This window comes from Microbulbifer sp. ALW1, assembly GCF_009903625.1.
In the GTDB taxonomy this organism is placed as follows: Bacteria; Pseudomonadota; Gammaproteobacteria; order Pseudomonadales; family Cellvibrionaceae; genus Microbulbifer.
Window position 1 is genome coordinate 834,442 of sequence record NZ_CP047569.1, and the last position, 22,159, is coordinate 856,600.

A 22,159-nucleotide genomic window follows, 5' to 3' on the forward strand; every position below is an offset into this window, starting at 1 on the left:
AACGCGTTCATAAACGTATTTTCTTTAAAACAGTAAAGAGGCGAAAGCTATGCGCAAAGCGCTCCTGAGTCTGGTTATCGCGTCGGTGGTTGCCGGCTGCCAGAAAGCAGAAGAACCCAAGCAGCAGAATACACAGGTAGATGCCGGTGCGGCGCAGGTCGAGCAGCAGGTTTCAGAAACCGCATCGGCCAGTGCGGAGCAGGAAGCGGAAACCAAGCGCTTGGGCGAATGGTTCGACAGCAAATACGAAGAAGAGCTGCAGTTCAGCCCGATCCAGCTCAGCTACCTGGGTCGCAAGGAGCAGTACGACAAAATCGACGATATGACCAAGGCCGCCGATGAGCGCGAGCTGGCCTGGAAAAAAGCCACCGTCGAGGAAATGAAAAGCCAGTTCGACTACGACAAGCTGACCACCGAAGGCAAGGAATCCTACGACCTGTGGATCCTGCAGTATGAACAGGAAAAGGCCAACCAGCCCTTCTCCGACTACGGCTACTTCGCCAGCGAGCTGGGTGGCCCAGAGGCCCAGTTCCCCACCTTCCTGATCAACCAGCACAAAGTGGATACCGAGCAGGATATGCGGGATTACATCACCCGTATCGGCGGTATCAGCGTCGCCCTCGGCCAGCTGCTGGAGCGCGCCCAGGGTTCCGCCAAGAAAGGCATTCGCCCGCCGCAGTTCGCCTACGATCTGGCGATCGAGCGCGCGCAGAAGGTGACCACTGGCCAGCCGTTTGGCGAGGGCGATGACGCGCCGCTGATGGCCGATGCCAAGAAAAAAATTGCCGCCCTGAAAGACGGCGGCAAGATCGACGAAGCCACCGCCAAAGACCTGCAGGCGCAGGTGGAAAAAGCCCTCACCGGTGACCTGAAATCTTCCTACGATGGCTATATCGCCTGGCTGCAGGAAGACCGTGTCAACGCCGATAAAGAGCCCAAGGGTGTTTCCAACCTGCCGGACGGCGACAGCTTCTATACCAACCGCCTGGCCAACTACACCACCCTGCCGCTGACCGCCGATGACGTGCACCAGATCGGTCTCGACGAAGTGGCGCGTATCCGCAAGGAAATGGAAGGTATCAAGGATCAGGTAGGTTTTGACGGCGATCTGCCGGCGTTCTTCAAGTTTATCCGCACCGACAAGCAGTTCTACTACCCCAACACCGATGAGGGCCGCGAGAAGTATCTGGAAGAAACCCGCAGCTACCTCGCCGATGTACAGAAAAAACTGCCGGAGTATTTCGGCATCCTGCCGAAAGCGGATCTGGTGGTTAAGCGCGTTGAGGCCTTCCGCGAAGTGCCCGGTGGCGCCCAGCACTATGTGCCCGGTACCCCGGACGGCGCCCGTCCCGGCACTTACTATGTACACATGTCGGACATGAGTGCGCTGTCGACTACCGATATGGAAACGGTGACCTACCACGAAGGTAACCCCGGTCACCACATGCAGATCTCCATTGCCCAGGAGCTGGAAAATATTCCGCAGTTCCGCACCCAGGCGCATTTCACCCCTTACGTGGAAGGCTGGGCGCTCTACTCGGAAAAACTCTCCAAGGAAATGGGCCAGTTCCGCGACCCCTACCGGGACTTCGGACGTCTGACCGCGGAAATGTGGCGCGCCATCCGCCTGGTGGTGGATACCGGTATGCATTCCAAGGGCTGGAGCCAGGAGCAGGCGGTACAGTACTTCCTGGATAACTCCGCGATCCCGGAAGGCGCGGTGCGTTCCGAGGTGCGCCGTTACCTCACGGTTCCCGGCCAGGCCACTGCGTACAAGATCGGCATGCTGAAGATCGAAGAATTGCGCGGCAACGCCGAAGAGGCACTGGGCGACCAGTTCGACATCCGCAGCTTCCACGACACCGTACTGGGTGGTGGTGCACTGCCGTTGCCACTGCTGGAGAAGCGTGTGAATAATTGGGTCGACAGCGTAAAAAACGGATGACCTGAGACGTTAAAAGAGACGAAGAAAATAGCGGGCAATGCCCGCTATTTTTTTGCCTGCAAAAACCCGGCGTGACCAAGCGCAGGGAGTGAAAACTCAGATGAGCTGAATTACGCCAAATCTTGAAAGCGGCGAAAAAGGGGCGCGTATAACAACGGCGGGTGAAAAAATGTAATCCGATTCGAGTGGCAGACCGTAACTTAGCATGTACCCAATCACCAACAGGGATGAGTCATTTTTCCCGAAACCAGACGTTGCTGGCACTTCAAGCCTTGAGAGCATTCTTCTGTCGAATCCCGGGTTGAACAAGGTCGGGACGCCTTGTCCAATCCAATGCCTTCATCTGGGGGCGCAGTTTCCTGCGTACCTCTGAGTTGCCCCGCTTTGCCGCCTTCCAGGCGGCTTTTCTTTTCCCGGGTTTTCACTGCGCGGGCGAGTTCACCCTGCTCCATTCCGAAATGGCCAGCTGCTAGATTGAAGAGGTGGTTTCAAAGAAATTCCGATGCCGCTGTCGCCTGTTGATACGGCGTGTGCGCTGAACATCGGAAATTGATTAAGCAAAATTTTTATGACGTATCCAGCATCTCGAGAGGCGGGGCACTGATGGACTATTTTGACGAATTCAGAGTGAAGCCCGGCAGCAAGGTTCGATTGGAAAAAATTGATGCATCCTTTCACGGTGAACAACATGATGAAGAATCTTCATATCCGCTGATCGAGGAATACAAGAAAAGACTGCGCGAGCTTCAGTACCTGATGTATGCAGAGCGCAAACGCTCGCTGTTGATCTGCCTGCAGGGACGCGACGCCGCCGGCAAGGATGGGGCCATCAATCATGTGCTTGGAGCCATGAACCCCCAGGGTTGCACCGTAACCGGGTTCAAGCAGCCATCCACTGCGGAGCGCGAGCACGATTTTTTATGGCGCTGTCACAAGGTGACACCGCGGCGCGGGCATGTTGCCATCTTCAACCGCTCGCACTATGAAGATGTGTTGATCCAGCGGGTACACAAAATGGTGCCGAAAAAAATCTGGTCCGGGCGCTACCAGCACATCAACAATTTTGAAAAGCTGCTCGCCGATAACGACACTACGGTACTCAAGTTTTATCTGCACATAGATCCTGAGGAGCAATTGGCGCGTTTCAAAAAGCGCATCGACGACCCGGCGCGGCACTGGAAAATCAGCGATAGTGACTATTCCGAGGCGCACTACTGGGACGACTACACCGCTGCCTTCGAGGATGTGCTGAAGAAATGCAGCACCGAGCACGCGCCCTGGTTTGTTATTCCCGCCAACCACAAATGGTTCCGCAACCTTGCCATCTCCCACATAGTGGTGCGCGCACTGGAGTCACTGAAAATGAAGTTCCCCGCACCTTCGGTGGATATCGACGAGATCCGGAAAAAATACCATTCACTGAGCAAGGCGACCGAAGCCGACGATGACAACAAAAAGAAGAGATAGTCGGTCATTATCACCGGAAAAACGGAAGTGGCCTGTTTGGTACGGCCGCGGGATTCTTTCACAAAACTCCGGTTCTTAGCCCCGGACTAAGCCTCGACGTGTTTCATCAGAGGATTCCGGCGCGGCCGGCGCCGCTGATGGTGCCCTAGGTATATACACTGGTGATCCGGATCCAAATAAAAAACCCATGCGATTGCATGGGTTTTTTATGTCTGGCTAAGAGATTGGCCGGCGAATCAAAAAGCCACTCGCCGGTAGCGCCGGTAATTGGGCGACCAAAAATTCTTCTCGATATTTTTTTCCAGTTTCTCCCGGGTGATGCCCGGTGCCACGCCGTCTTCCTGTGCCTGCAGGCCCACCGCCATGGCGATCGCCTTACCCACTTCACGGATATCGGACAGCGATGGCAATAGTGCACCGCTGCCTTTCTGCACCACCGGTGCGTGTTCCGCCAGTGCATTGGAGGCCGCCATCAGCATATTCTCGGTCACCCGGTTGGCGTTGGCGGCAATCACACCGAGGCCGATGCCCGGGAAGATATACACATTGTTGCACTGGGCGATGGGGTATTTTTTGTCGTTCAGCTCCACCGGTTCAAACGGGCTGCCGGTGGCCACCATGGCTTCGCCCTGGGTCCACTCCAGTACTTCCTGGGGTGTCGCTTCCGCGCGGGAGGTGGGGTTGGACAGCGGCATCACCAGCGGGCGCTTGCAGCCCTTGTGCAGGGCCTCGATCACCGGCTGGGTAAACAGGCCGCCCTGGCCGGATACGCCGATCAGGATGGTCGGTTTCACCTGCTCAATCAGGGTCTGCAGATCCCACTCCGGGGATTGCGGGTATTTGTCGGTGCTCTGCGCCAGCTTTTCCTGAAAATCGTGCAGGCCTTTCATATCGCTGGTGACCAGGCCGTAGCGGTCGAACATGAAAATACGCTCGCGGGCCTTGGCGTCGCTCAGGCCGTCATTGACCATGGCCGAAACCACCTGCTCGGCAATGCCGCAGCCGGCGGAGCCGGCGCCAACCACGAGCACTTTCTGTTTGCTGAGTTTCTCTTCTTTCGCCTTGCACGCGGCGAGCATGGTGCCCAGTGCCACGGACGCGGTGCCCTGGATATCGTCGTTGAAGCAGCACACCTCGTCGCGGTAGCGATTGAGAATCGGCATGGCGTTGGTCTGGGCGAAATCCTCGAACTGAATCAGCACCTTGGGCCAGCGGCGTTTGACCGCGGCGATGAACTCCTCGACAAATTCGTCGTATTCCTCCTGGGAAACGCGCTCGTTGCGCCAGCCCATATACATGGGGTCGTTCAGCAGGGTGCGGTTGTTGGTGCCCACATCCAGGGTCACCGGCAGGGTGTAGGCCGGGCTAATGCCGCCACAGGCGGTGTACAGGGACAGCTTGCCGATGGGGATGCCCATGCCGCCGATGCCCTGGTCGCCCAGTCCCAGAATGCGCTCGCCATCGGTGACCACGATCACTTTCACATTCTCTTTTGTGGCGCTGCGCAGAATATCGTCCATGTGCTTGCGGTCCGGGTAGGACACAAACAGCCCGCGGTGGTTGCGGTAGATATTGGAGAACTCTTCACAGGCGGCACCCACGGTGGGGGTGTAGATGATCGGCAGCATCTCTTCGATATGCTGCTCGATCAGGCGGAAAAACAGGGTTTCGTTGTCGTCCTGAATCGCCCGCAGGTAGATGTGGCGCTCCAGGTCCGTGCGGCACTGCTGGTACTGGTGATAGGCGCGGCGCACCTGTTCACTGATGGATTCCACATTGTTCGGCAGCAGGCCGATCAGGTTGAATTCGATGCGCTCCTGCAGGGAGAAGGCGCTGCCCTTGTTGAGCAGGGGAATCTCCAGCAGGGAGGGACCGGCGTGGGGAATGTACAGGGGACGTTTGTCTTTCTGGCTCATAAAACAAAAACTGGAAACGGTTTGGGGCTGTGTACGACATTGTACGAGTGCGATGTGTATCGGCTGGCTTTGCAGTGACAGGCGATACGGTCAGCAGCGCTACAGGAAGCGTAGCGGATCAGGGTGCGGCATTTTACGCCGGCTTGACCGCAGATGTCTTTTGAATTGGCAAAAGTGCCCGGATATTCGGCGCGAGTGTCGGCCCAAGTGGCCGAAAACCCGCAACGCTGGTTAAATGCTCCAGGTACACACAAGCCAGAACAATGAATCCGAGGAGTTGTATGTTCACCTATCAGGTCGAGCCCCGCTTTAGCGAAACCGATGCCCTGGGGCACATTAACAATACCGTGGTACCCGTGTGGTTCGAGCAGGGACGCACGCCTATTTTCCAGCTGTTCAACCCGGACTTGAGCCTGAACAAATGGAATCTGATCCTGAAGAAAATGGATGTGGATTTCGTCGCCCAGATCTACCTGTATTCACCGGTGGAGATCCGCACCAGCCTGAGCGCGGTGGGTAACACCTCGATGACCATTCACCAGGAGGTATGGCAGAAGGGCCAGCTGGTGGCCCAGGGGGACTGCGTGATGGTGCATTTTGACTACGAGCAGCAGGCCAAGGCGCCGATTCCGCCCGAGGTCAAAGAGAAGTTATTGCAGCACCTCGCCTGATCCAGGGGGTGGGCCAGGTTTAGCGACAGGCGGGCGCTAATCTGCGCCTGTCTCAGTCGCAGACAACCTGGTTGCGTCCGGCATCCTTGGCCCGGTACATGCGGGAGTCCGCCTGGGTCAGCATCTGGTTCTGGCCGTCCTGGCCGGAGCCGCCCTCGGCGACGCCGAAGCTGATGGAGATATTCACGTCTTCCTGATACTGCGCGGTGAGCGCTTCCACCTTGCGGCGCAGCTTTTCCGCCAGCACGCCGGCACCTTCCACATCGGTGTTCGGCAGCAGGATCAAAAATTCCTCCCCGCCCCAGCGCGCCACCACATCGTCGGCGCGGGTATTGTTGCGCAGCACCTCGGCGACATCCTGCAGCACCCGGTCGCCAAAGCTGTGGCCGAAGGTATCGTTGATCGCCTTGAAACTGTCCAGGTCACCAATCAACACCGAATAGCGCCCGGCCAGATCGCGGTTGCGCCGCTCCAGCTCGCTGATGGCCTTGTAGGCCTCGCGGCGGTTGGCGAGACCGGTGAGGGCATCGGTGCAGGCGTGGCTTTCCAGTTCCGCAGTCAGTTTGTGCAGCATCTGCTGGGTCTGGTGGCGGCTGCTGTCGAGGATCGCGGTGAGTGCCGTCAGCGCGCCGAACACGGCGATAAAGCGCGCCCGGTGGGCGGTATCGTACTGTGCCAGCAGGCCGGGGAATTCGGGGTAAAACAGGATCAGTGCGGTGATGGCGCCGACGCCAGCGAGGGTGACCGTGCCCCACTTGTAGCCATAGAGGTTGATGAATCCGGGCACCAGCATCACCGCCCACATCAGGCCGGTATTGTTTACGCCGCCGGACAGCAGTAGATAGAAATACAGCACCAGCAGCAGTGCGCCGACGAGTACCGGTGTCTTGCGGCTGGAGCCGGCAATATTGACACCCACATAGGCCAGCAGGATCACCCCGGCAACGCTGAACAGGGTGCCGGCCAGGAACAGATCCGCGGCCATCAGCGCGATCACACCCATGGCGCCGGTAATGGCGAGGGCAAAGATCAGCATATAGCCCGAGGCCTGGATACGGCGGCGCAGATCCAGGTTGCGCGCCTGGGCGACCGGATCGGCGATTTCGGTGCCGCGATAGCCGGCGGTGTGATTGTGTTCTGCTGTGATGTCCATCTTCTCTATGTCGTTAGAGATTGTCGTTGCGACCGCGTCCCTCGGCCGTATTTCTCCCGGGCGGCGAAGCTTTGTCCGCGACCACGGGCGCCTCAATCCACGGTTTCCCAGTGCACTGGAGGCGAGCGAACTATAGTAATGGCGAACAGCTTTGGCGCGGAGACCTGCATGGGGCAACTGCAACTGATTTGTGACAACGTTCTCACAATTGAGGCCGATGCACTGGTGTGCCCGGCTCACAAACACCTGATCCGGGGGCGCGGGCTGTCGGCACAGGTCTACGATCGCGCCGGGGAGGCGCTGGTCAGTGAGTGCTCACAGCTGCCCGAGTGCGCCGTGGGCGAGGCTCGTATCACCAGCGCACCCAACCTGCCGGTGCACTATCTGCTGCATACGGTGACCCCGCAATGGAGCAGTGGCGACCAGTGGGGCGCCAGGGCGGTGGTCGAATTGCGCCAGTGCTACCAGAGCGTACTGGCGCTGGCAAAAACACGGCAATTGCAGCGCTTGCTGTTCCCCGCCCTGGGGGCCGGCACCAACCGCTTTCCCCACGAGATCGCCGCCCATCAGGGGCTGGAAGTACTGCGCGGCGCGCTCGACGACTTTGCACTGCTGACCGTGTGCCTGCACTCACCGGCGGCATTGGCGGAGTGGCGCAAGGTGGACGCGCGCTTTTTCGGCCGGCAACAGCAACCGTGAGGTTTTCGTGAAAGCCTCCAGGCGCCGACAGTTACAGCGCGAACACCGACCGGAAAATATCGCGCGCCGCCTCGCGAAAACACCCAGGCCCCAGCGGCTGTCCGATATGGTGCTGGGGGCCATCGACGGCTGCGTTACTACTTTTGCGATCGCTTCCGGCGCCTTTGGCGCGGGCTTTTCGCCGCTGGTGGTGTTGGCCATGGGCATGGCGAACCTGCTGGCAGACGGCATCAGCATGGCGGTCAGTAACTACGAGGCGGTGAATGCGCAGCAGCGGTTTGCCGAGAACGCCCGCCGCACGGAAGAAGAGCATATTCACCTGGTGCCCGAAGGCGAGCGCGAGGAGATCCGGCAGATTTTTGCCAACAAGGGCTTCAGCGGAGAGAACCTGGAGCATATCGTCGAAACGGTTACCGCCAATCGCGGCCTGTGGATCGACACCATGCTGATCGAGGAATACGGCCTCAGCGGTAGCGCCCCCAACCCCCTTGCCTCTGCCTGGTGGACGTTTATCGCGTTTATTGTGGTGGGCGTGATTCCCCTACTGCCCTTTCTTGTTCCTGTGCTCGACTTTTCCCGGCAGTTTATTGCCAGCAGTCTACTGGCGGCACTGGTGTTTTTTACCATCGGCCTGCTGAAAGGCTGGGTTTACGACAGCTCCCCCCTGCGTGCGGGCATGACCACACTCTTGCTTGGCAGCTGTGCCGCATCTGTTGCCTATTTCGTCGGTCAGGCCGCGGAGCGTCTGTTTGGCAACATTTAAATAATGACAGTGATTCAGTGATGGCAGTGATTCAGTAACGCTGAGCATTGCAAGCGCGTTTTATTTGCCGAAGCAGTACCTTTTCGCCATGATCTATCTCCCGTCCCCGGGATTGTGCATCAACGAAAAGGATCAACCGTAACATGAAGCTATTTGGCAGTTTTACTTCCCCTTACGTGCGCCATTGCCGTATCGCCCTGATGCAATCCGGGCTCGATTGGGAAATGGTGGAGCTGGATATCCATACCAGCAAGGACCCCGGCACGCCCACCCTGCGCGTGCCCTTCCTTGAAGACGGTGCATTCAAGCTGACCGACTCAACCCCGATCGTGAAATATGTGCGCGAGAAGTCCGGTGACGTGTTTATTCCCGATGCGGTAGATCTCGACCGCTACTGCCTGGCGAATACTTTGCTGGATGCGGCGATCAATCTGTTCCTGCTGGAGCGCAGTGGCCTGGATATCGACACCAATGTGTACACCCGCCGCCAGCAACAGCGTATCGAGCTGGTGCTCAAGGAGCTCGACTCCGCCCCGCTGCCCGAATCCGGACAGCTGGGTGATGCGGACTACCGCGTGGCCGTTGGTGTCGCCTGGGGGCAGTTCCGTAACCGCTTCTCCATCGACGCGCACCCCAATCTGCAACAGCTGCTGCAGATTGCTGGAGACGATGCCACTTTCTTGGCGACGGCACCGCCGGCGTAAGTGAAGGTTATGGCAGGGGTGAGTGCCAATTGAATTACTATCAGAAAAATAAAAAGGAAGCCAAGCATGACCAGTGATATTTATCAGGCGCCGGAAGCCGACCTGCGGCAGGACACCGACCAGGGGCAGGCGGTTGCCGCAGAAGACCGGGAATTTTATGTGGTATCGGGGCGCAAATTCCTGGTATTGATGATCGGTACCTTTGGTCTTTACGAGCTGTACTGGGCCTATCGCCACTGGAAAAACTACAGCGACAGCCATCGGGCAGCCATGTGGCCGGTAATGCGCGCTATTTTTTTCCTGTTCTTTGCGCACTCCCTGTGCAGCAAAATTGATGCAAGCCTGCTGTCGACACACAAAAAACACAGCTGGTCACCGACGCTGGTGGCAACACTGTATGTGGTGTTTAGCCTGGTCAGCAGTATCGGAGACCGGTTGTCCGGTATGGATGGCGTGTCTATCTGGGTAAGCTTTGTCGCGTTCGGTGTTTTCCCGGTGCTCATCTGGTGTTTGTACCGGATTCAGGTCGCTGCGAATATTGCGTGCGATGACCCGCAGGCAAGCAGCAATGCAAGTTTTACCCCGGCAAACTTTATCTGGCTGGCCATCGGCTTTGCGATCTGGGCGGCGCTGTTGTTTGGCCTTTATGCCGCTTATGTTGGGCTTCCCTATTGATCGTGTATTGATGTAAAGCTAATGGCAAAAAACGGGCTTTTAAAGCCCGTTTTTTTATGCGCAAGGAATTAACGTGGTTGTCTTCGGGTGATTACGAGGTGTTCCCCAAAAATGCCTAAAAAGGGCTATAGAGATCCGATAGCCTGAACGGTATAAGACATATTTACACTCGTAGATGGCATTTTCAGGGGTAGGTATGCGAACAAAATTTTTACGTCGGGCGCTGGTCTGTGGCTTGTCGGGGGCGCTATTGGCCTGCGGTGGTGGGGGCGGGAGTGACAGCGACGGCGGCAATAATGTCAATAACGGCAATAATAGTAGTGGTGGGAATGATGGCGGTGGCAGCGCCGGCCAATGGGAGTTCCCGCTACAGCCGCGAGCTTCACTGATCGTTGATGTGAATAATGATGGGCTGAACGATTTAATTGTTGATACCGATGATTCAGAGTCGGATACGCGGGACCTGCTGCTGATCAACCAGGGCAATCTGAACTTTGAGCCACACCCGGATGCGCTGCCACTGCGTTTTACTGGCCAGAGTGACCTTGCAGAGGAAGGCACCACAGTAGCGATGGAAAGTGGCGACTTCAACGGTGATGGCAATGTCGATATTCTGGCAATAGCCGTCTCAGCGGGTTATGAAGAAAGTAAGATCCAGCTTTTCTTCGGTGACGGTAACGGCAGTTTTTCGGATGCAAGCGCCGGTGTTTCTCCAAACCAGTTTTCCGGCTGGCCGGAACGGGCGAGAGTGGCTGACTTCGATAACAACGGCTACGATGATTTCATCCTGTCTACTTCTGGTCCCTGTGAAGATATCTGCGGAAGGATTTATTTGAACGATGCGGAGGGTAACCTGACTCCAGCTACGATCACCTTCACCGATGTAAATGATACCTTTACCGCAGACATTCTCACCTGGGATGACCGAGGTAATGTCGTTCGCGAACCGTTAAGCCGACCTACGCCCCACGGTGGAGATATTCTGGTCGGTGATCTGGATCAGGATGGGATGCCCGATCTCCTGTACCCGGCGCTGGACTACATGTATATGCCGAGTTTTATCAATACCAGCACGCCGGGCAATCTGAGTTTTACGATCAAGTATACAGAGGGAATTCCTTACGATGTTCAGGAGAGCCTTGGCTATCCTGAGATTCACAACGCAATCCTTGCTGACATCAATGGGGATACTTTTCCGGACCTTATCGGGTCGAAGGCAATCTCCTACGATGTGACTACGGTACCCGTACACACCTATTTAAACGACGGCAGTGGTACTTTCATTCTGGAGCACGATCGCTCTGCTGCCGGTGTGGGCGTCGTTCATGCGCGGGAGTGGCATGCAGTCGATGTTGACGGCAACGGTAGTGAAGAGGTTGTTATTGCGGATCACGGTTACGATCAGCAACCTTTCCCTGGCGCACCGAATTTATTGCTGTTCTACACTGCAGAAGGTCTGTTGGAAAATAGAGCGAGCACCGCGCTGAGTGCTGTGAATAGCTTTTCCCATGGCGCAAGTGTGGGAGATCTGAATGGCGATGGTGCCGTGGATATTTTCTTTAATAACGCATGGAGTGACGGTCTGGATGCGGCATCGGAAGAACGCTTCTGGATCAACAAGGCGGATGGCTCTGGCGAGTTTGAGGCAGTAGAGCCTACGTTTAATTGATAGCCGGGTAAGGGTTGATCGGATTAAATCTCCGTCGCGAGCTTTTGATCTGAATTCTCGATGTTTACCAGCAATAAAAAACGGGCCGATAGGCCCGTTTTTTATTTTTGTGAAGAATTACTTCTTCGCGCGCTTCTACCTACTTTTCTGCAGCATCATTCCTGTTGTGATTGGCCTTCCAAGCTGTCTTTTGTTGCTTTCTTGTCTCTGGTGTTTTTTCGGGATCTACTGATTTTATCGCGAAGTCCACATGGAGCCTTTCGGTAGACTTCATCGCGTGAATGCATTCCAATAATTCCGCTCGCAACAGAATTTTTTAGCTCTTTGTGATCATTGCGAAAATTTCATTCATCCTTATACGTTAAATGAAATTTCGCGCCAAAAAATAATAAATACTCATTGGAGAGAAACCATGAAGGTCCAACAAATAGTGACTTCGCTTTCCCTGGTGGCGCTGGCCGGCAGCCTGGGAATGCCTGCATTTGCGCAGACCAGTGGCGATGCCCAGGAAGTGATTGAAGAAGTAGTTACCGTGGGTTCCAGAACCAAACCCCGTTCCGTGACCGAATCACCGGTACCGGTGGATGTGCTCAACGCGAATGACCTGGCCAAATCAGGCAGCAGCGATATGCTTGACCTGCTGAAAGGCTCAGTCCCTTCCTTCAACGTACACGACCAACCGATTAGCGATGCTGCCTCAATGATTCGCCCGGTCAATATGCGCGGATTGTCATCGGATTCCACCCTGATTCTGGTGAACGGCAAGCGCCGTCATCGCGCCTCTGTCATTGCCTTCCAGGGTGGAGGTCTGAACGATGGCGCCCAGGGTCCTGATATTTCCGTGATCCCGAGCATCGCGCTCAAGCAGGTTGAAGTGCTGCGCGACGGCGCGGCGGCCCAGTACGGTTCCGACGCCATTGCCGGGGTGATGAACTTCGTGCTGAAAGACGATGCCGAGGGCGGCTCCCTGGAAATCAAAAGCGGCGAGTTTTTTGAAGGGGACGGCCAGACCACGACCATGTCGGGCAACTACGGCATGCCCATGACCGACTCCGGTTTCCTGAATTTGAGCTTCCAGTTGAAGAATGCCGACGATACCTCGCGTTCGGTGCAGCGCCCGGATGCGCAGGCAATGATCGACGCCGGTAATACCGCAGTGCCGGAGCCGGCGCAAATCTGGGGTTCGCCGAAGGTCGAAGATGACCTGACCCTGTTTGGTAATTTCGGTATCGACCTGAAAGACGGCAGCGAAATCTATGCGTTTGCCAACTATTCCAACCGCATGGTCGACGGTGGATTTTATTACCGCAACCCGAACGGCCGTGAAGGTGTATATACCGACGGTGACGGGGTGCGACTTGTGGGTGCTCTGGATGGCAATGCGGCGAGCTGCGATGCCTACCGCACCATCCCCGTGGCTGATGGTTCCGACATGGTGGTTTCTGGGCTGACGGCCGATGACAACTGCTTTGTCTTCAACAAAATGATCCCCGGCGGTTATACCCCGCGCTTTGTCGGCGACATTACCGACACCTCGATTACCGCGGGTCGCCGCGGTGACTTTGGTGATGGCTTTATGCAGGGTTGGGGTTATGACGTCAGCGCGTCCGTCGGTCGCAACGAGGCGAATTTTGGTCTGAACAACACCATCAACCCGTCGTTTGGTCCAGACAGCAAGCGCGACTTCGATACCGGCGCCTACATCCAGCTGGAAAAGACCCTGAACCTCGACCTGCAAAAGCAGTTCGATACCCTGAGCCTGGCCATGGGTACCGAGTGGCGTGAAGAATCCTTCCAGATTATTGCCGGTGAGGGTATGTCCTGGCAGGTGGGACCGCTGGCAGAGCAGGGCTTCAATATTGGTTCCCACGGTTTTGCCGGTTTCTCGATTGACTCCGCGGGCACCGCCGAGCGCAGTAACTACGCGCTGTACATGGACGTTGAAAACCAGGTTACCGATGACCTGTTGCTGGGCGGGGCCGTACGCTACGAGAATTTCGATACCTTCGGCGATACCGCCAATTACAAACTGGCGTTTAACTGGCAGTTGACCGATAACGTCGCCTGGCGTGGTTCCCACAGCACCGGTTTCCGCGCACCGACCATGGGCCAGGCCTCTGTGGTGAATACCCAGACCTCCATCGTAGGCGGCCAGTTGACCCAGGCGCAGACCCTGCCGGCTACCAAGCTGGGTGAGGCCGAGTTGATGCCGGAAGAGTCCGTCAACTTCGCTACGGGTCTGGTGATGTCCGCAGGTGCTGTCGATGTGACCATCGATGCGTTTTACATCGAGGTGGAAGATCGCATTGCGCTGACCGATAACGCCGCTCCCACCGATGCCCAGCGCACGGCAATGGCGTTAGCCGGCGTGCCCAATCCGGAGCTGATCGGACAGATCAACTACTTTGCCAATGACTTCGATACCGAAACCACCGGTGTCGATGTCGTGGCAACCTACGGTGCGGAGCTGATGGGTGGTGCCACGGACTTCAGCCTGGCCTACAACTGGACCAAGACCGAGGTCAATGGCGGTGACGCCACCTGTGGTGGGGCCTTTTTGAATAATCAGGGCGAGATCTGTAAAGCGGTGCGTCTGGAGCGCGGGCTGCCTGAGCATCGGGCTTCCTTCACCATGGCGCAAAACTGGGACAAGCTCAGCGCCTTCGTGCGTGCAAACTTTTATGGCGAGTATGTCGGTGTACACGCCGACTGGTTTGGTGAGCAGCTGGGTTCCGCGTTTACCCTGGATATGGAAGCTTCCTACCGGGCAACCGAATCCATTTTCCTGACCGCCGGTGCATCCAACCTGCTGGATGAGAAAGGCGGAAAGATCGATGGCTCCATTGTCGGTGAGGCGAACAATGTACTGGGTGGCCAGTACTACGAAACTTCGCCCTACGGTATTGGCGGTGGCTTCTACTACCTGAAAGCCGGTTATGAGTTCTAAAACCGTTCGCCGTTTTGGAGGTTAAAAAAAAAGCGCCCCATGGGGCGCTTTTTTATTTTCCCGAAGAATTACTTCTTCGCACGCTTGCGCATGTTTTCCTGCAGGATTTTTTTGCGAACCCGGATGCTTTCCGGAGTCACTTCCACCAGTTCGTCATCTTCGATGAATTCCAGTGCCTGCTCCAGGGTGTGACGGATGGGCGGTGACAGGGTCAGCGCGTCGTCGGTACCGGAAGCGCGCACGTTGGTGAGCTGCTTGGCTTTGGTCGGGTTCACCACCAGGTCGTTACCGCGGGAGTGAATACCGATCACCTGGCCTTCGTAGACTTCTTCACCGTGGCCCAGGAACAGGCGGCCGCGGTCTTGCAGTGCGAACAGGCCGTAGGCCAGGGTCTTGCCTTTGGTCATGGACACCAGCACACCGTTGATGCGCTTGGCTACGTCACCCATCTTCACCGGACCGTAGTGGTCGAAGATGCTGGTCATGATGCCGGAGCCACTGGTGATGGTCAGGAACTGGTTGCGGAAACCGATCATGCCGCGAGACGGCACGATGAAGGTCAGGCGCACGCGGCCCTTGCCGTCCGGTTCCATGTTGGTCAGGTCGGCCTTGCGCAGACCCAGCTCTTCCATAATCGGACCCTGGTGCTGCTCTTCTACGTCGATCACCACCTGCTCGTAGGGTTCCTGTACTTCGCCGTCGACGACTTTCTGTACTACTTCCGGGCGGGAAACACCCAGTTCGAAACCTTCGCGGCGCATGGATTCGATCAGTACCGACAGGTGCAGCTCACCACGGCCGGATACCTTGAATTTGTCCGGGGAGTCGCCCTGCTCTACACGCAGTGCCACGTTGTGGATCAGTTCCTGGTCCAGGCGATCCTTGATATTGCGCGAGGTCACGAACTTGCCTTCTTTACCGGCAAACGGCGAGTCGTTCACCTGAAAGGTCATGCTTACGGTGGGCTCGTCGACCGACAGCGGCGGCAGTGCTTCCGGGTGCTCTGGATTACACAGGGTGTCGGAAATGTTCAGCTCGCCCACACCAGTGATACACACGATGTCGCCGGCGCTGGCCTGTTCCACTTCCACGCGCTCCAGGCCCAGGTAACCCATCACCTGCAGGACCTTGGCTTTGCGCTTGTTCTCTTCGCGGTCGAGGATCACGACCTGCTGGTTCGGCTTCAGGGTGCCGCGGGTGATGCGGCCAACGCCGATCACGCCCACGTAGCTGTTGTAGTCCAGTGCGGAAACCTGCATCTGGAAGGGGCCGTTGCTGTCTACCTGCGGCGGCTGCACCTTGTCGACGATCATCTGGAACAGCGGGGTCATGTCGTCCGCCATATCGGTTTCGTCGAGACCGGCGATGCCGTTCAGGGCGGAAGCGTAGATGACCGGGAAGTCCAGCTGCTCTTCGGTAGCGCCGAGGCTGTCGAACAGGTCGAACACCTGGTCCATTACCCAGTCAGGGCGCGCGCCCGGGCGGTCGATCTTGTTGATCACCACGATCGGGTTCAGGCCCTGCTCGAAGGCCTTGGAGGTCACAAAGCGGGTTTGCGGCATGGGGCCGTCCACTGCGTCGACCAAGAGCAGTACCGAGTCCACCATGGACAGTACGCGCTCTACCTCGCCGCCGAAGTCGGCGTGCCCGGGGGTGTCGACGATGTTGATGCGGTAGTCGTTCCAACGGATCGCAGTGTTCTTGGCGAGGATGGTAATACCGCGCTCTTTTTCCTGGTCGTTGGAGTCCATCACGCGCTCGGAGTCGGCGCTGCGGCGGTCCAGGGTACCGGACTGCTGCAGCAGCTTGTCCACCAGGGTGGTCTTGCCGTGGTCAACGTGGGCGATGATCGCGATATTGCGAAGATTGTCTATCACTGGGGGCCTCTGGGCGTATTGCGTGATTGGGTGTGGCACTAGGTTAAGCGTGGTCACACCTGGGAAATTGGGTCAGGCGGGGGCTGGGCTGAGGGGTAAAACAGCGGCTATCCGGCCAAGGCGCGCGCATTATAGAGGTGAAGTGTGGCAATTGGGAGTCGGATTGGCGGAAATTTGTGCGTTTGCGGCCTGTAGCCCTGATTCCATCGGCTCTGCAGCTGCTGCGACTGGCGAGTTTCGGTTAGCGCCGGCGCGCTTGCTACAAACTGTTACAGTCGGTCCCCCGGTCACGTCTTAAGGCGCGGTACAGTCTCCTGTGGCTGAAAACTGGCCAAAAAAATAATGACCGGGTCCGCGGCTGCGGGCCACAAAGTAACGCCCCACCAAGTAACTCCGTGGTACCGAAATGAGTGAAGTAGACGCAACCGCCGAGGCGCAAATGCCGGCGGTAGATCAGGCAGAAAGCCAGCCAGAGAAAAGCTCAGAGACGAGTGCAGAGGCAAGCCAAGGGAACACCGCGGCGCAGGGACAGCAGCCACAAGAGATCACCGAACCGACCGCCGGCGAGCAGCAGGCGGCCAAGCCCGAGCCAGTGCGCAAATCCTGTTCCGCCGGCCTGGCCCAGTGGATGCACCAGCGCCAGCTGTCCATTGCCTTCACCTCTTACCAGTCCGGCCGCGTTTACATGGTGGGTGCTGAGCCCGGCGGCAAGCTGTCTTTCCACGAGCGCATCTTCCAGCGCGCTATGGGTATTGTGGGCAACCGCAACCGTATTTACATGGGTGGCCTCTACCAGATCTGGCGCTTCGAGAACGTACTGCAGCCGGGGCAGGTGGCGAACAAGATCTTTGACGCCTGCTATGTGCCGCGCAACGCGCAGTTCACCGGCGAGGTGGATATCCACGAGCTGGGCATCCAGAAGAACGGCAAGATTGTGTTTGTGAATACCAAGTACAACTGCCTGGCAGAGCCGAGCCTGACCCACAGTTTCCGCGTGCTCTGGAAACCGGAATTCATCAGCAAAATCGTGCCGGAAGACCGCTGCCACCTGAACGGCCTGGCGATGGTGGATGGCAGGCCAAAATATGTCACCGCGGTGTGCAAGTCCGACACCATCGATGGCTGGCGCGAGCGCCGCGATAACGGCGGCATCATCATCGATATCGAAAGCAACGAGATCGTGTGTGAAGGCCTGTCCATGCCGCACTCGCCGCGCTGGGTGAATGGCAAGCTGTGGGTATTGAACAGCGGCACCGGCTACCTGGGTTACGTGGATTTCGAGAACAAATCCTTCGTACCACACACCTTCTGCCCGGGCTTTGCCCGCGGCCTGGCCATGCACGGCAACTACGCCATCGTCGGTCTGTCCAAGCCGCGCTACGAGCGCTTCGAGGGCCTGCAGCTGGACCAGAACCTGGCGGACAAGGACTCGGAGGCCTGGTGCGGGGTGCAGTTCATCAACCTGACCAACGGCAATGTGGAACACTGGATCCGCCTCGATGGGCCGGTCAGCGAACTGTTTGACCTCACGGTACTTGCCGGTACCCGCTGCCCCATGGGCATCGGCCAGCAGAGCAGGGAAAACCTCACCATGGTGACCTTTGAAGACGCCACCGGTGCGGCGGCCAGCGCGCAAGCCAACGGCTGAATATGCAGGGCAATTATCCGCGCCTGGCGGAGTGCGACGGCGTTGAGTTGCTGGATGTCTACCGCAAGCTGACACCAGCGGATATCAATGCCGTCATCGACTTCTGGCTGCGTAACAGGTCGCTGCCAGCGGGCCTGACGTTAATGGAATTGCGTCGTCGGGCAAACGAGGTGGTGGTAGCGGTGTTGCGTGAAGGCGCCATCGTCGCCCTCAGCTCGGCGCATGTCGACTTCGCCCCGCACGATGGCCAGCAGTACTACTTCTACCGCGCCTTTTTCGGGCCGGGCGGCGAGACCGATTCCGCAACCGACTCAGTGTGGCGGGCGTTACTGACGCAGAGTTACACCATTCTCAAGGCCTGGGAGCCCAGGTACCTGCCGCGCAAGCCGTTCGGTGTGCTTGTTTCGCCGCAAGGTGCGGATGTGCTTGCGGACAGTGAGTTGCAGGCGGGCAGCGAGATCGGCTTCTTTATTCTCGGCCTGCGCCCCGGCGGCGCTCCGGTTGTCGGGCGCAAGTTTGATGAATCGGTCACCGAACATCAGATCTCTCCGGGTGCCAGTCTGCCAGTCAATTCCGACGTTTAATAACAGTACCGACATCTGGCAATACCGACACCCGAGCAGCGCGGCGCTTGCTTCTATCCGTGATCCGGGCCGTGGTCCGGCCCGCGATCAGGCCCGCGATCAGGACCGGTTGGGCCAGCGCAAGGTGGCGCGGGTACCGCCGAGGCTGGGGGACTGGTCCAGGCGCAGCTCGCCCTCGTGCCACATCATTACTTTCTTGACGATATACAGGCCGAGTCCGTAGCCCTGGTCGTCGGTCGCCGAGCGGGTAAAGGCATCGGTCAGTTCCAGCGCGTCACCGCCGAGGCCGGGACCGTTGTCTTCCACCGCAAGATGGCAGAAACCACCCTCGTGCGCGAAACGGATATCCACACGGTCGCGCGCGTATTTGCCGGCATTCACTACCAGGTTCTGAATCGCGATGGTCAGCGAGTCCGGCTCCAGCCAGGCATCGCCATCGGGAAAGTAGTAGGCAATTTCCAGTTGTGGACACTGGACTTCCAGGTGTGAAGCCAGGTCGGTAAAAAAGGTTTCCAGGGCGACGGCCTTGCGCGCGAGAAACTGCTCGTGCACTTCCACCTGGGCAAAGCTCAGATACTTGTCCACCAGCTCTTCGATATCGCGGGTAGCCCTGTCGATGACCCGGCGGCTTTCCGAGTCGCTGTCGGTCAGTGCCTGCTGAAACTTGATCCGTGCCAGCGGCATGCGCACCTCGTGGGCGATGGTGCGCGCCAGGTCCTGGTTCATCTGGAAATGGCCGGTAACGATATTGGCCATGCGGCGGAAGGTTTCCGCCAGCGGGTAAATGGTGGAGCGACGGCTGAACTGGCCGGGAATATGGAAAGGCTTTTTGCTGAAGCGAATGGCCTGGTTTTGCAGCCGACTGAGGTCACTGAACATGGGCCAGATCAATAGCAGCAGCACCACCAGCATGGCGCCGATAAACAGCAGTCGCCACTGGGTAACGCTCTGCGCCGGCTCGTGGGGAAAGGGGCCGATTTCCAGTACGGTATTGCCGTTGCGGTGGTAAAACAGGATCTGTCCGTCGCCGGCATCAAGGCCCACTACCTCGCCATTGTCCAGGCGCTGGCGCAGGGCACCGGAAAAGTGGATGGCGTCGGCGGAGTAACTCTGGGCCAGGGGCGCATCGCCGCGCTCCAGCGCTCGCGCCAGCTGTTCGGCGCTGATGGTGTACTCGTGGGGCGCGGTGGAGTAGAGGTTGAACAGCGCCGCCACCGATGAGTAAACCACCACTAAAGCCAGCGCCAGTACGCTGACCATACGCAACATCTGCAGGCGCATCAGGAGTGACTGTGCACGGTGTTGAGGGAGTAACCGCGGCCGCGGATGGACTGAATGGCAACGCCGTCGGCAATGGCTTCCAGCTTTTTGCGCAGGCGGCTCACGCGCATATCGATTACCCGATCCAAGCCGTCAAACTCGCGGCCGATCACCCGACGGAACAGATACTCGCGGCTCAGCAGGCGCGCCGGTTGTTCGGCAAAAATCTGCAGCAGATCGAATTCATTGGTGGTGAGCGGCAGTGGCTGCTCGTGTACCTGGGCCTGACGACTCACGAGGTTTATTTGAAGCGGGCCAAAGGTAATGGCGTCGCCGGAGGACGCCTGACTGCTGGCAGTGCGCAGGTGCGCCTGAATTTTTGCCCACAGCAGGTGGGGGTCCACCGGTTTAACCAGATAGTCATGGGCGCCCAGGCGCAGGCCGGCGACCTGATCATCGACGGAGCTGAGTGCGCTGAGGAAAATCAGCGGGCAGCTCAACTGGCTGCGGAATTGCTCCAGTAACTGGAAGCCACTGGCATCCGGCAGCACCACATCGGCGATGATCAGGTCGTATTCGCGGTGGTGCACCGCGCGCATAAATTCGCTGCCATTGGCCGCGTAGGTGACGTCGCAATCCCGATCGGACAGGAAGCGCACGATTAGTTCCGCCAATTGCTGGTCGTCTTCCAGCAGTAAAATCCGGTATTTACCCGAAACGCCTTCGGTTTCTGGATGGGCGTTATCAGCTTGGAATGCGATATTGGCAGGGCTCGACATGGCGTTCATTACAGCAGCCCCCAGCCGTAGCGGCGGCGGTGGCGTTTTGGTTGATATTGCGCGACCTTGAGAATGGCCGCGGCCACCCCCTCCCCGCTCTCACCGGAAGTCACCTGAAAGCGAAGATCGCCGGGGCTATTGACGTATACCTTCAGCTCTTCGGCGTCGCCCCAGAAGCAGCGCACCAGCCCGCGGCCGGCAATGGACAGGCAATAGCGGGCGTTATCGTCCGCATCGAAATCGATTTTGACCGACACGTTGCAGCTGCTCTCCCCTTCATCCACCGCGCAAACGCTGGGGTGAGGCGCAATTCCGCGGCTTTCACCAGCGCGGGCGCGATTGCCATGAGGAGCAAAAAGAATTGCCGCTTCATGTTCAGTGCCCGCTACCGAACGCGTACTGCAGGCCCGCAAACCAGCTGAGGGTATGGGGCTTGTCGATAAAGCGCGCATTTCTGCCTGCCTCATCGAAGTCGTTGTAGCGCGCCGCCAGGCGCAGAGACAGGTGCTTGCCCAGCGGGTAGGAAAAATGCACGCGTGCGTAGGTGTCGGTGGCATCGTCCGCAGGGTGAGCGGCGAGGTAACGGTTGTAGAAAATGTCCGCTTCCTGCTCGCTGAACTGGTAGTAGTAACTCACCAGGTCTGCGTCTTTCTGGATGGCGCCAATACCGAAGCCGATGGCGCCGGCAAACAGGGGATACTGCTTGTCGAAACTCAGGTGGGCTTCACTGCCGTGGTGCACATTGCTCAGGTCGTGAAACCAGGAAAAGGAAACGTCTACCCAGTCCGAAACCAGGGTCACACTGGGGCCGCCGACAACGGAAACCTTGCGCTCTACATCTTCCGGATTGGGAGCCTGGAAGTGCGTAAACCAGTTTGTCACCAGGCCATCGGCAGCTTTGTTCTTGTCCAGTTGGAAATAAAGCCCGTCTTCATTGGGGCGTGCGACCAGATCCAGATAAACGTTTTTGTTTTCCAGCAGGCTATAGCCGACCGTCAGGTCGCTGACAAAGAAACGTTTTCCGTAGTAACTGAAGGAAGGTAGCAAATAGGTTTCGCTATCCCGTTTTCCGGCGATGGGATTTTCCAGGTAGCCATAGCCGCTGGCGATACTGATTTCCCAAGTGGAGGTGGAAACCTCGGACAGACTGGTAGTGCGCGCCGGCTTGGGCTGTACGGCTGCATGGGAAGTCGCCACGGCGGAAAAAACGCCGAGGAAAGTCAGCAGGAATCTGGGGGTAAGTCTGGTCATCTAGGCAGCGCGTGAACAGTGTTCTGGTTGTATTTTGATCGTTTGTATCACAGCGTAACTGGCCGCTCCATAGCCTCTACCGAATCCTTACAAACTGTTACAAAGCGCAGGTTTGTGAGGAAAAATCTCCTAGAAACGGACGATAGTCCAA

Annotated in this window: 18 protein-coding genes; 11 read left to right on the plus strand and 7 right to left on the minus strand. The window is 57.8% G+C overall.

The genetic code is table 11. The features are described from left to right. The first annotated feature begins 49 nt into the window (after nt 1-49). Together GRX76_RS03410 and GRX76_RS03415 are read left to right on the plus strand one after the other, a co-directional pair. Nucleotides 50-1,945 (plus strand): DUF885 family protein, encoded by a 1,896-nt coding sequence (locus GRX76_RS03410; protein WP_160152025.1) that lies wholly within the window; start codon nt 50-52, stop codon nt 1,943-1,945. 603 nt (nt 1,946-2,548) lie between these two features. Beyond that, nucleotides 2,549-3,412 (plus strand): polyphosphate kinase 2 family protein, encoded by an 864-nt coding sequence (locus GRX76_RS03415; RefSeq protein WP_160152026.1) that lies wholly within the window; start codon nt 2,549-2,551, stop codon nt 3,410-3,412. A 236-nt stretch (nt 3,413-3,648) separates the two neighbouring features. Here the strand turns inward: GRX76_RS03415 and GRX76_RS03420 are convergent, their stop codons facing one another. Beyond that, the gene (locus GRX76_RS03420) at nt 3,649-5,328 is read right to left on the minus strand and encodes an NAD-dependent malic enzyme (RefSeq protein WP_160152027.1); all 1,680 of its coding nucleotides are present in this window, start codon (nt 5,326-5,328) and stop codon (nt 3,649-3,651) included. Nucleotides 5,329-5,609: 281 nt separating this feature from the next. On the opposite strand from GRX76_RS03420, the gene GRX76_RS03425 reads away from it, so the two are divergent. Continuing rightward, complete coding sequence (locus GRX76_RS03425) at nt 5,610-5,999, plus strand: thioesterase family protein (RefSeq protein ID WP_160152028.1); 390 nt, start codon at nt 5,610-5,612, stop codon at nt 5,997-5,999. A 52-nt stretch (nt 6,000-6,051) separates the two neighbouring features. Here GRX76_RS03425 and GRX76_RS03430 read toward each other — a convergent pair whose 3' ends face one another. After that, nucleotides 6,052-7,152, minus strand: coding sequence for a diguanylate cyclase (locus GRX76_RS03430; RefSeq protein WP_160152029.1), 1,101 nt, complete (start codon nt 7,150-7,152; stop codon nt 6,052-6,054). A gap of 168 nt (nt 7,153-7,320) precedes the next feature. Here GRX76_RS03430 and GRX76_RS03435 point away from each other — a divergent pair, with 168 nt between their 5' ends. The 6 genes from GRX76_RS03435 (at nt 7,321) to GRX76_RS03460 (ending at nt 14,609) form a co-directional block, all read left to right on the plus strand. Further along, entirely contained in the window at nt 7,321-7,851 is a 531-nt protein-coding gene (locus GRX76_RS03435) for a macro domain-containing protein (RefSeq protein ID WP_160152030.1), read from the plus strand. Between the two features lie 7 nt (nt 7,852-7,858). Next, nucleotides 7,859-8,614 (plus strand): VIT1/CCC1 transporter family protein, encoded by a 756-nt coding sequence (locus tag GRX76_RS03440; RefSeq protein ID WP_236250530.1) that lies wholly within the window; start codon nt 7,859-7,861, stop codon nt 8,612-8,614. A 143-nt stretch (nt 8,615-8,757) separates the two neighbouring features. Beyond that, a complete protein-coding gene (locus GRX76_RS03445; protein WP_160152031.1) occupies nt 8,758-9,318 on the plus strand; it encodes a glutathione S-transferase family protein in 561 nt (186 codons plus the stop codon). Between the two features lie 66 nt (nt 9,319-9,384). After that, nucleotides 9,385-9,993 (plus strand): hypothetical protein, encoded by a 609-nt coding sequence (locus GRX76_RS03450; protein ID WP_160152032.1) that lies wholly within the window; start codon nt 9,385-9,387, stop codon nt 9,991-9,993. 196 nt (nt 9,994-10,189) lie between these two features. Beyond that, nucleotides 10,190-11,662, plus strand: a complete 1,473-nt coding sequence (locus tag GRX76_RS03455) for a VCBS repeat-containing protein (RefSeq protein WP_160152033.1) — start codon at nt 10,190-10,192, stop codon at nt 11,660-11,662. A 412-nt stretch (nt 11,663-12,074) separates the two neighbouring features. After that, on the plus strand, nt 12,075-14,609 hold the full coding sequence (locus tag GRX76_RS03460; RefSeq protein WP_236250531.1) for a TonB-dependent siderophore receptor: 2,535 nt from the start codon (nt 12,075-12,077) through the stop codon (nt 14,607-14,609). Nucleotides 14,610-14,677: 68 nt separating this feature from the next. On the opposite strand, the gene typA is transcribed toward GRX76_RS03460, so the two are convergent. Then, the gene (typA, locus tag GRX76_RS03465) at nt 14,678-16,486 is read right to left on the minus strand and encodes a translational GTPase TypA (RefSeq protein ID WP_160152034.1); all 1,809 of its coding nucleotides are present in this window, start codon (nt 16,484-16,486) and stop codon (nt 14,678-14,680) included. Between the two features lie 406 nt (nt 16,487-16,892). Between typA and GRX76_RS03470 the strand changes: the two genes are divergently transcribed. Both GRX76_RS03470 and GRX76_RS03475 read left to right on the plus strand, forming a co-directional pair. Then, nucleotides 16,893-18,134 (plus strand): TIGR03032 family protein, encoded by a 1,242-nt coding sequence (locus tag GRX76_RS03470; protein WP_236250532.1) that lies wholly within the window; start codon nt 16,893-16,895, stop codon nt 18,132-18,134. A gap of 2 nt (nt 18,135-18,136) precedes the next feature. Then, nucleotides 18,137-18,718, plus strand: coding sequence for a hypothetical protein (locus GRX76_RS03475; protein WP_160152035.1), 582 nt, complete (start codon nt 18,137-18,139; stop codon nt 18,716-18,718). Nucleotides 18,719-18,817: 99 nt separating this feature from the next. Here the strand turns inward: GRX76_RS03475 and GRX76_RS03480 are convergent, their stop codons facing one another. From GRX76_RS03480 to GRX76_RS03495, 4 genes are read right to left on the minus strand one after another with little or no spacing between them, the layout of a single operon-like run. After that, a complete protein-coding gene (locus tag GRX76_RS03480; protein ID WP_160152036.1) occupies nt 18,818-19,999 on the minus strand; it encodes an ATP-binding protein in 1,182 nt (393 codons plus the stop codon). After that, nucleotides 19,999-20,766: a response regulator transcription factor gene (locus tag GRX76_RS03485; protein ID WP_160152037.1), complete on the minus strand. Its 768-nt coding sequence runs from the start codon at nt 20,764-20,766 to the stop codon at nt 19,999-20,001. The genes GRX76_RS03480 and GRX76_RS03485 overlap by 1 nt, the downstream gene beginning before the upstream one ends. Continuing rightward, a complete protein-coding gene (locus GRX76_RS19385) occupies nt 20,766-21,224 on the minus strand; it encodes a DUF3019 domain-containing protein (RefSeq protein WP_370463942.1) in 459 nt (152 codons plus the stop codon). The genes GRX76_RS03485 and GRX76_RS19385 overlap by 1 nt, the downstream gene beginning before the upstream one ends. Next, nucleotides 21,133-22,008 (minus strand): MipA/OmpV family protein, encoded by an 876-nt coding sequence (locus GRX76_RS03495; RefSeq protein ID WP_160152039.1) that lies wholly within the window; start codon nt 22,006-22,008, stop codon nt 21,133-21,135. The genes GRX76_RS19385 and GRX76_RS03495 overlap by 92 nt, the downstream gene beginning before the upstream one ends. Nucleotides 22,009-22,159: the final 151 nt, after the last annotated feature.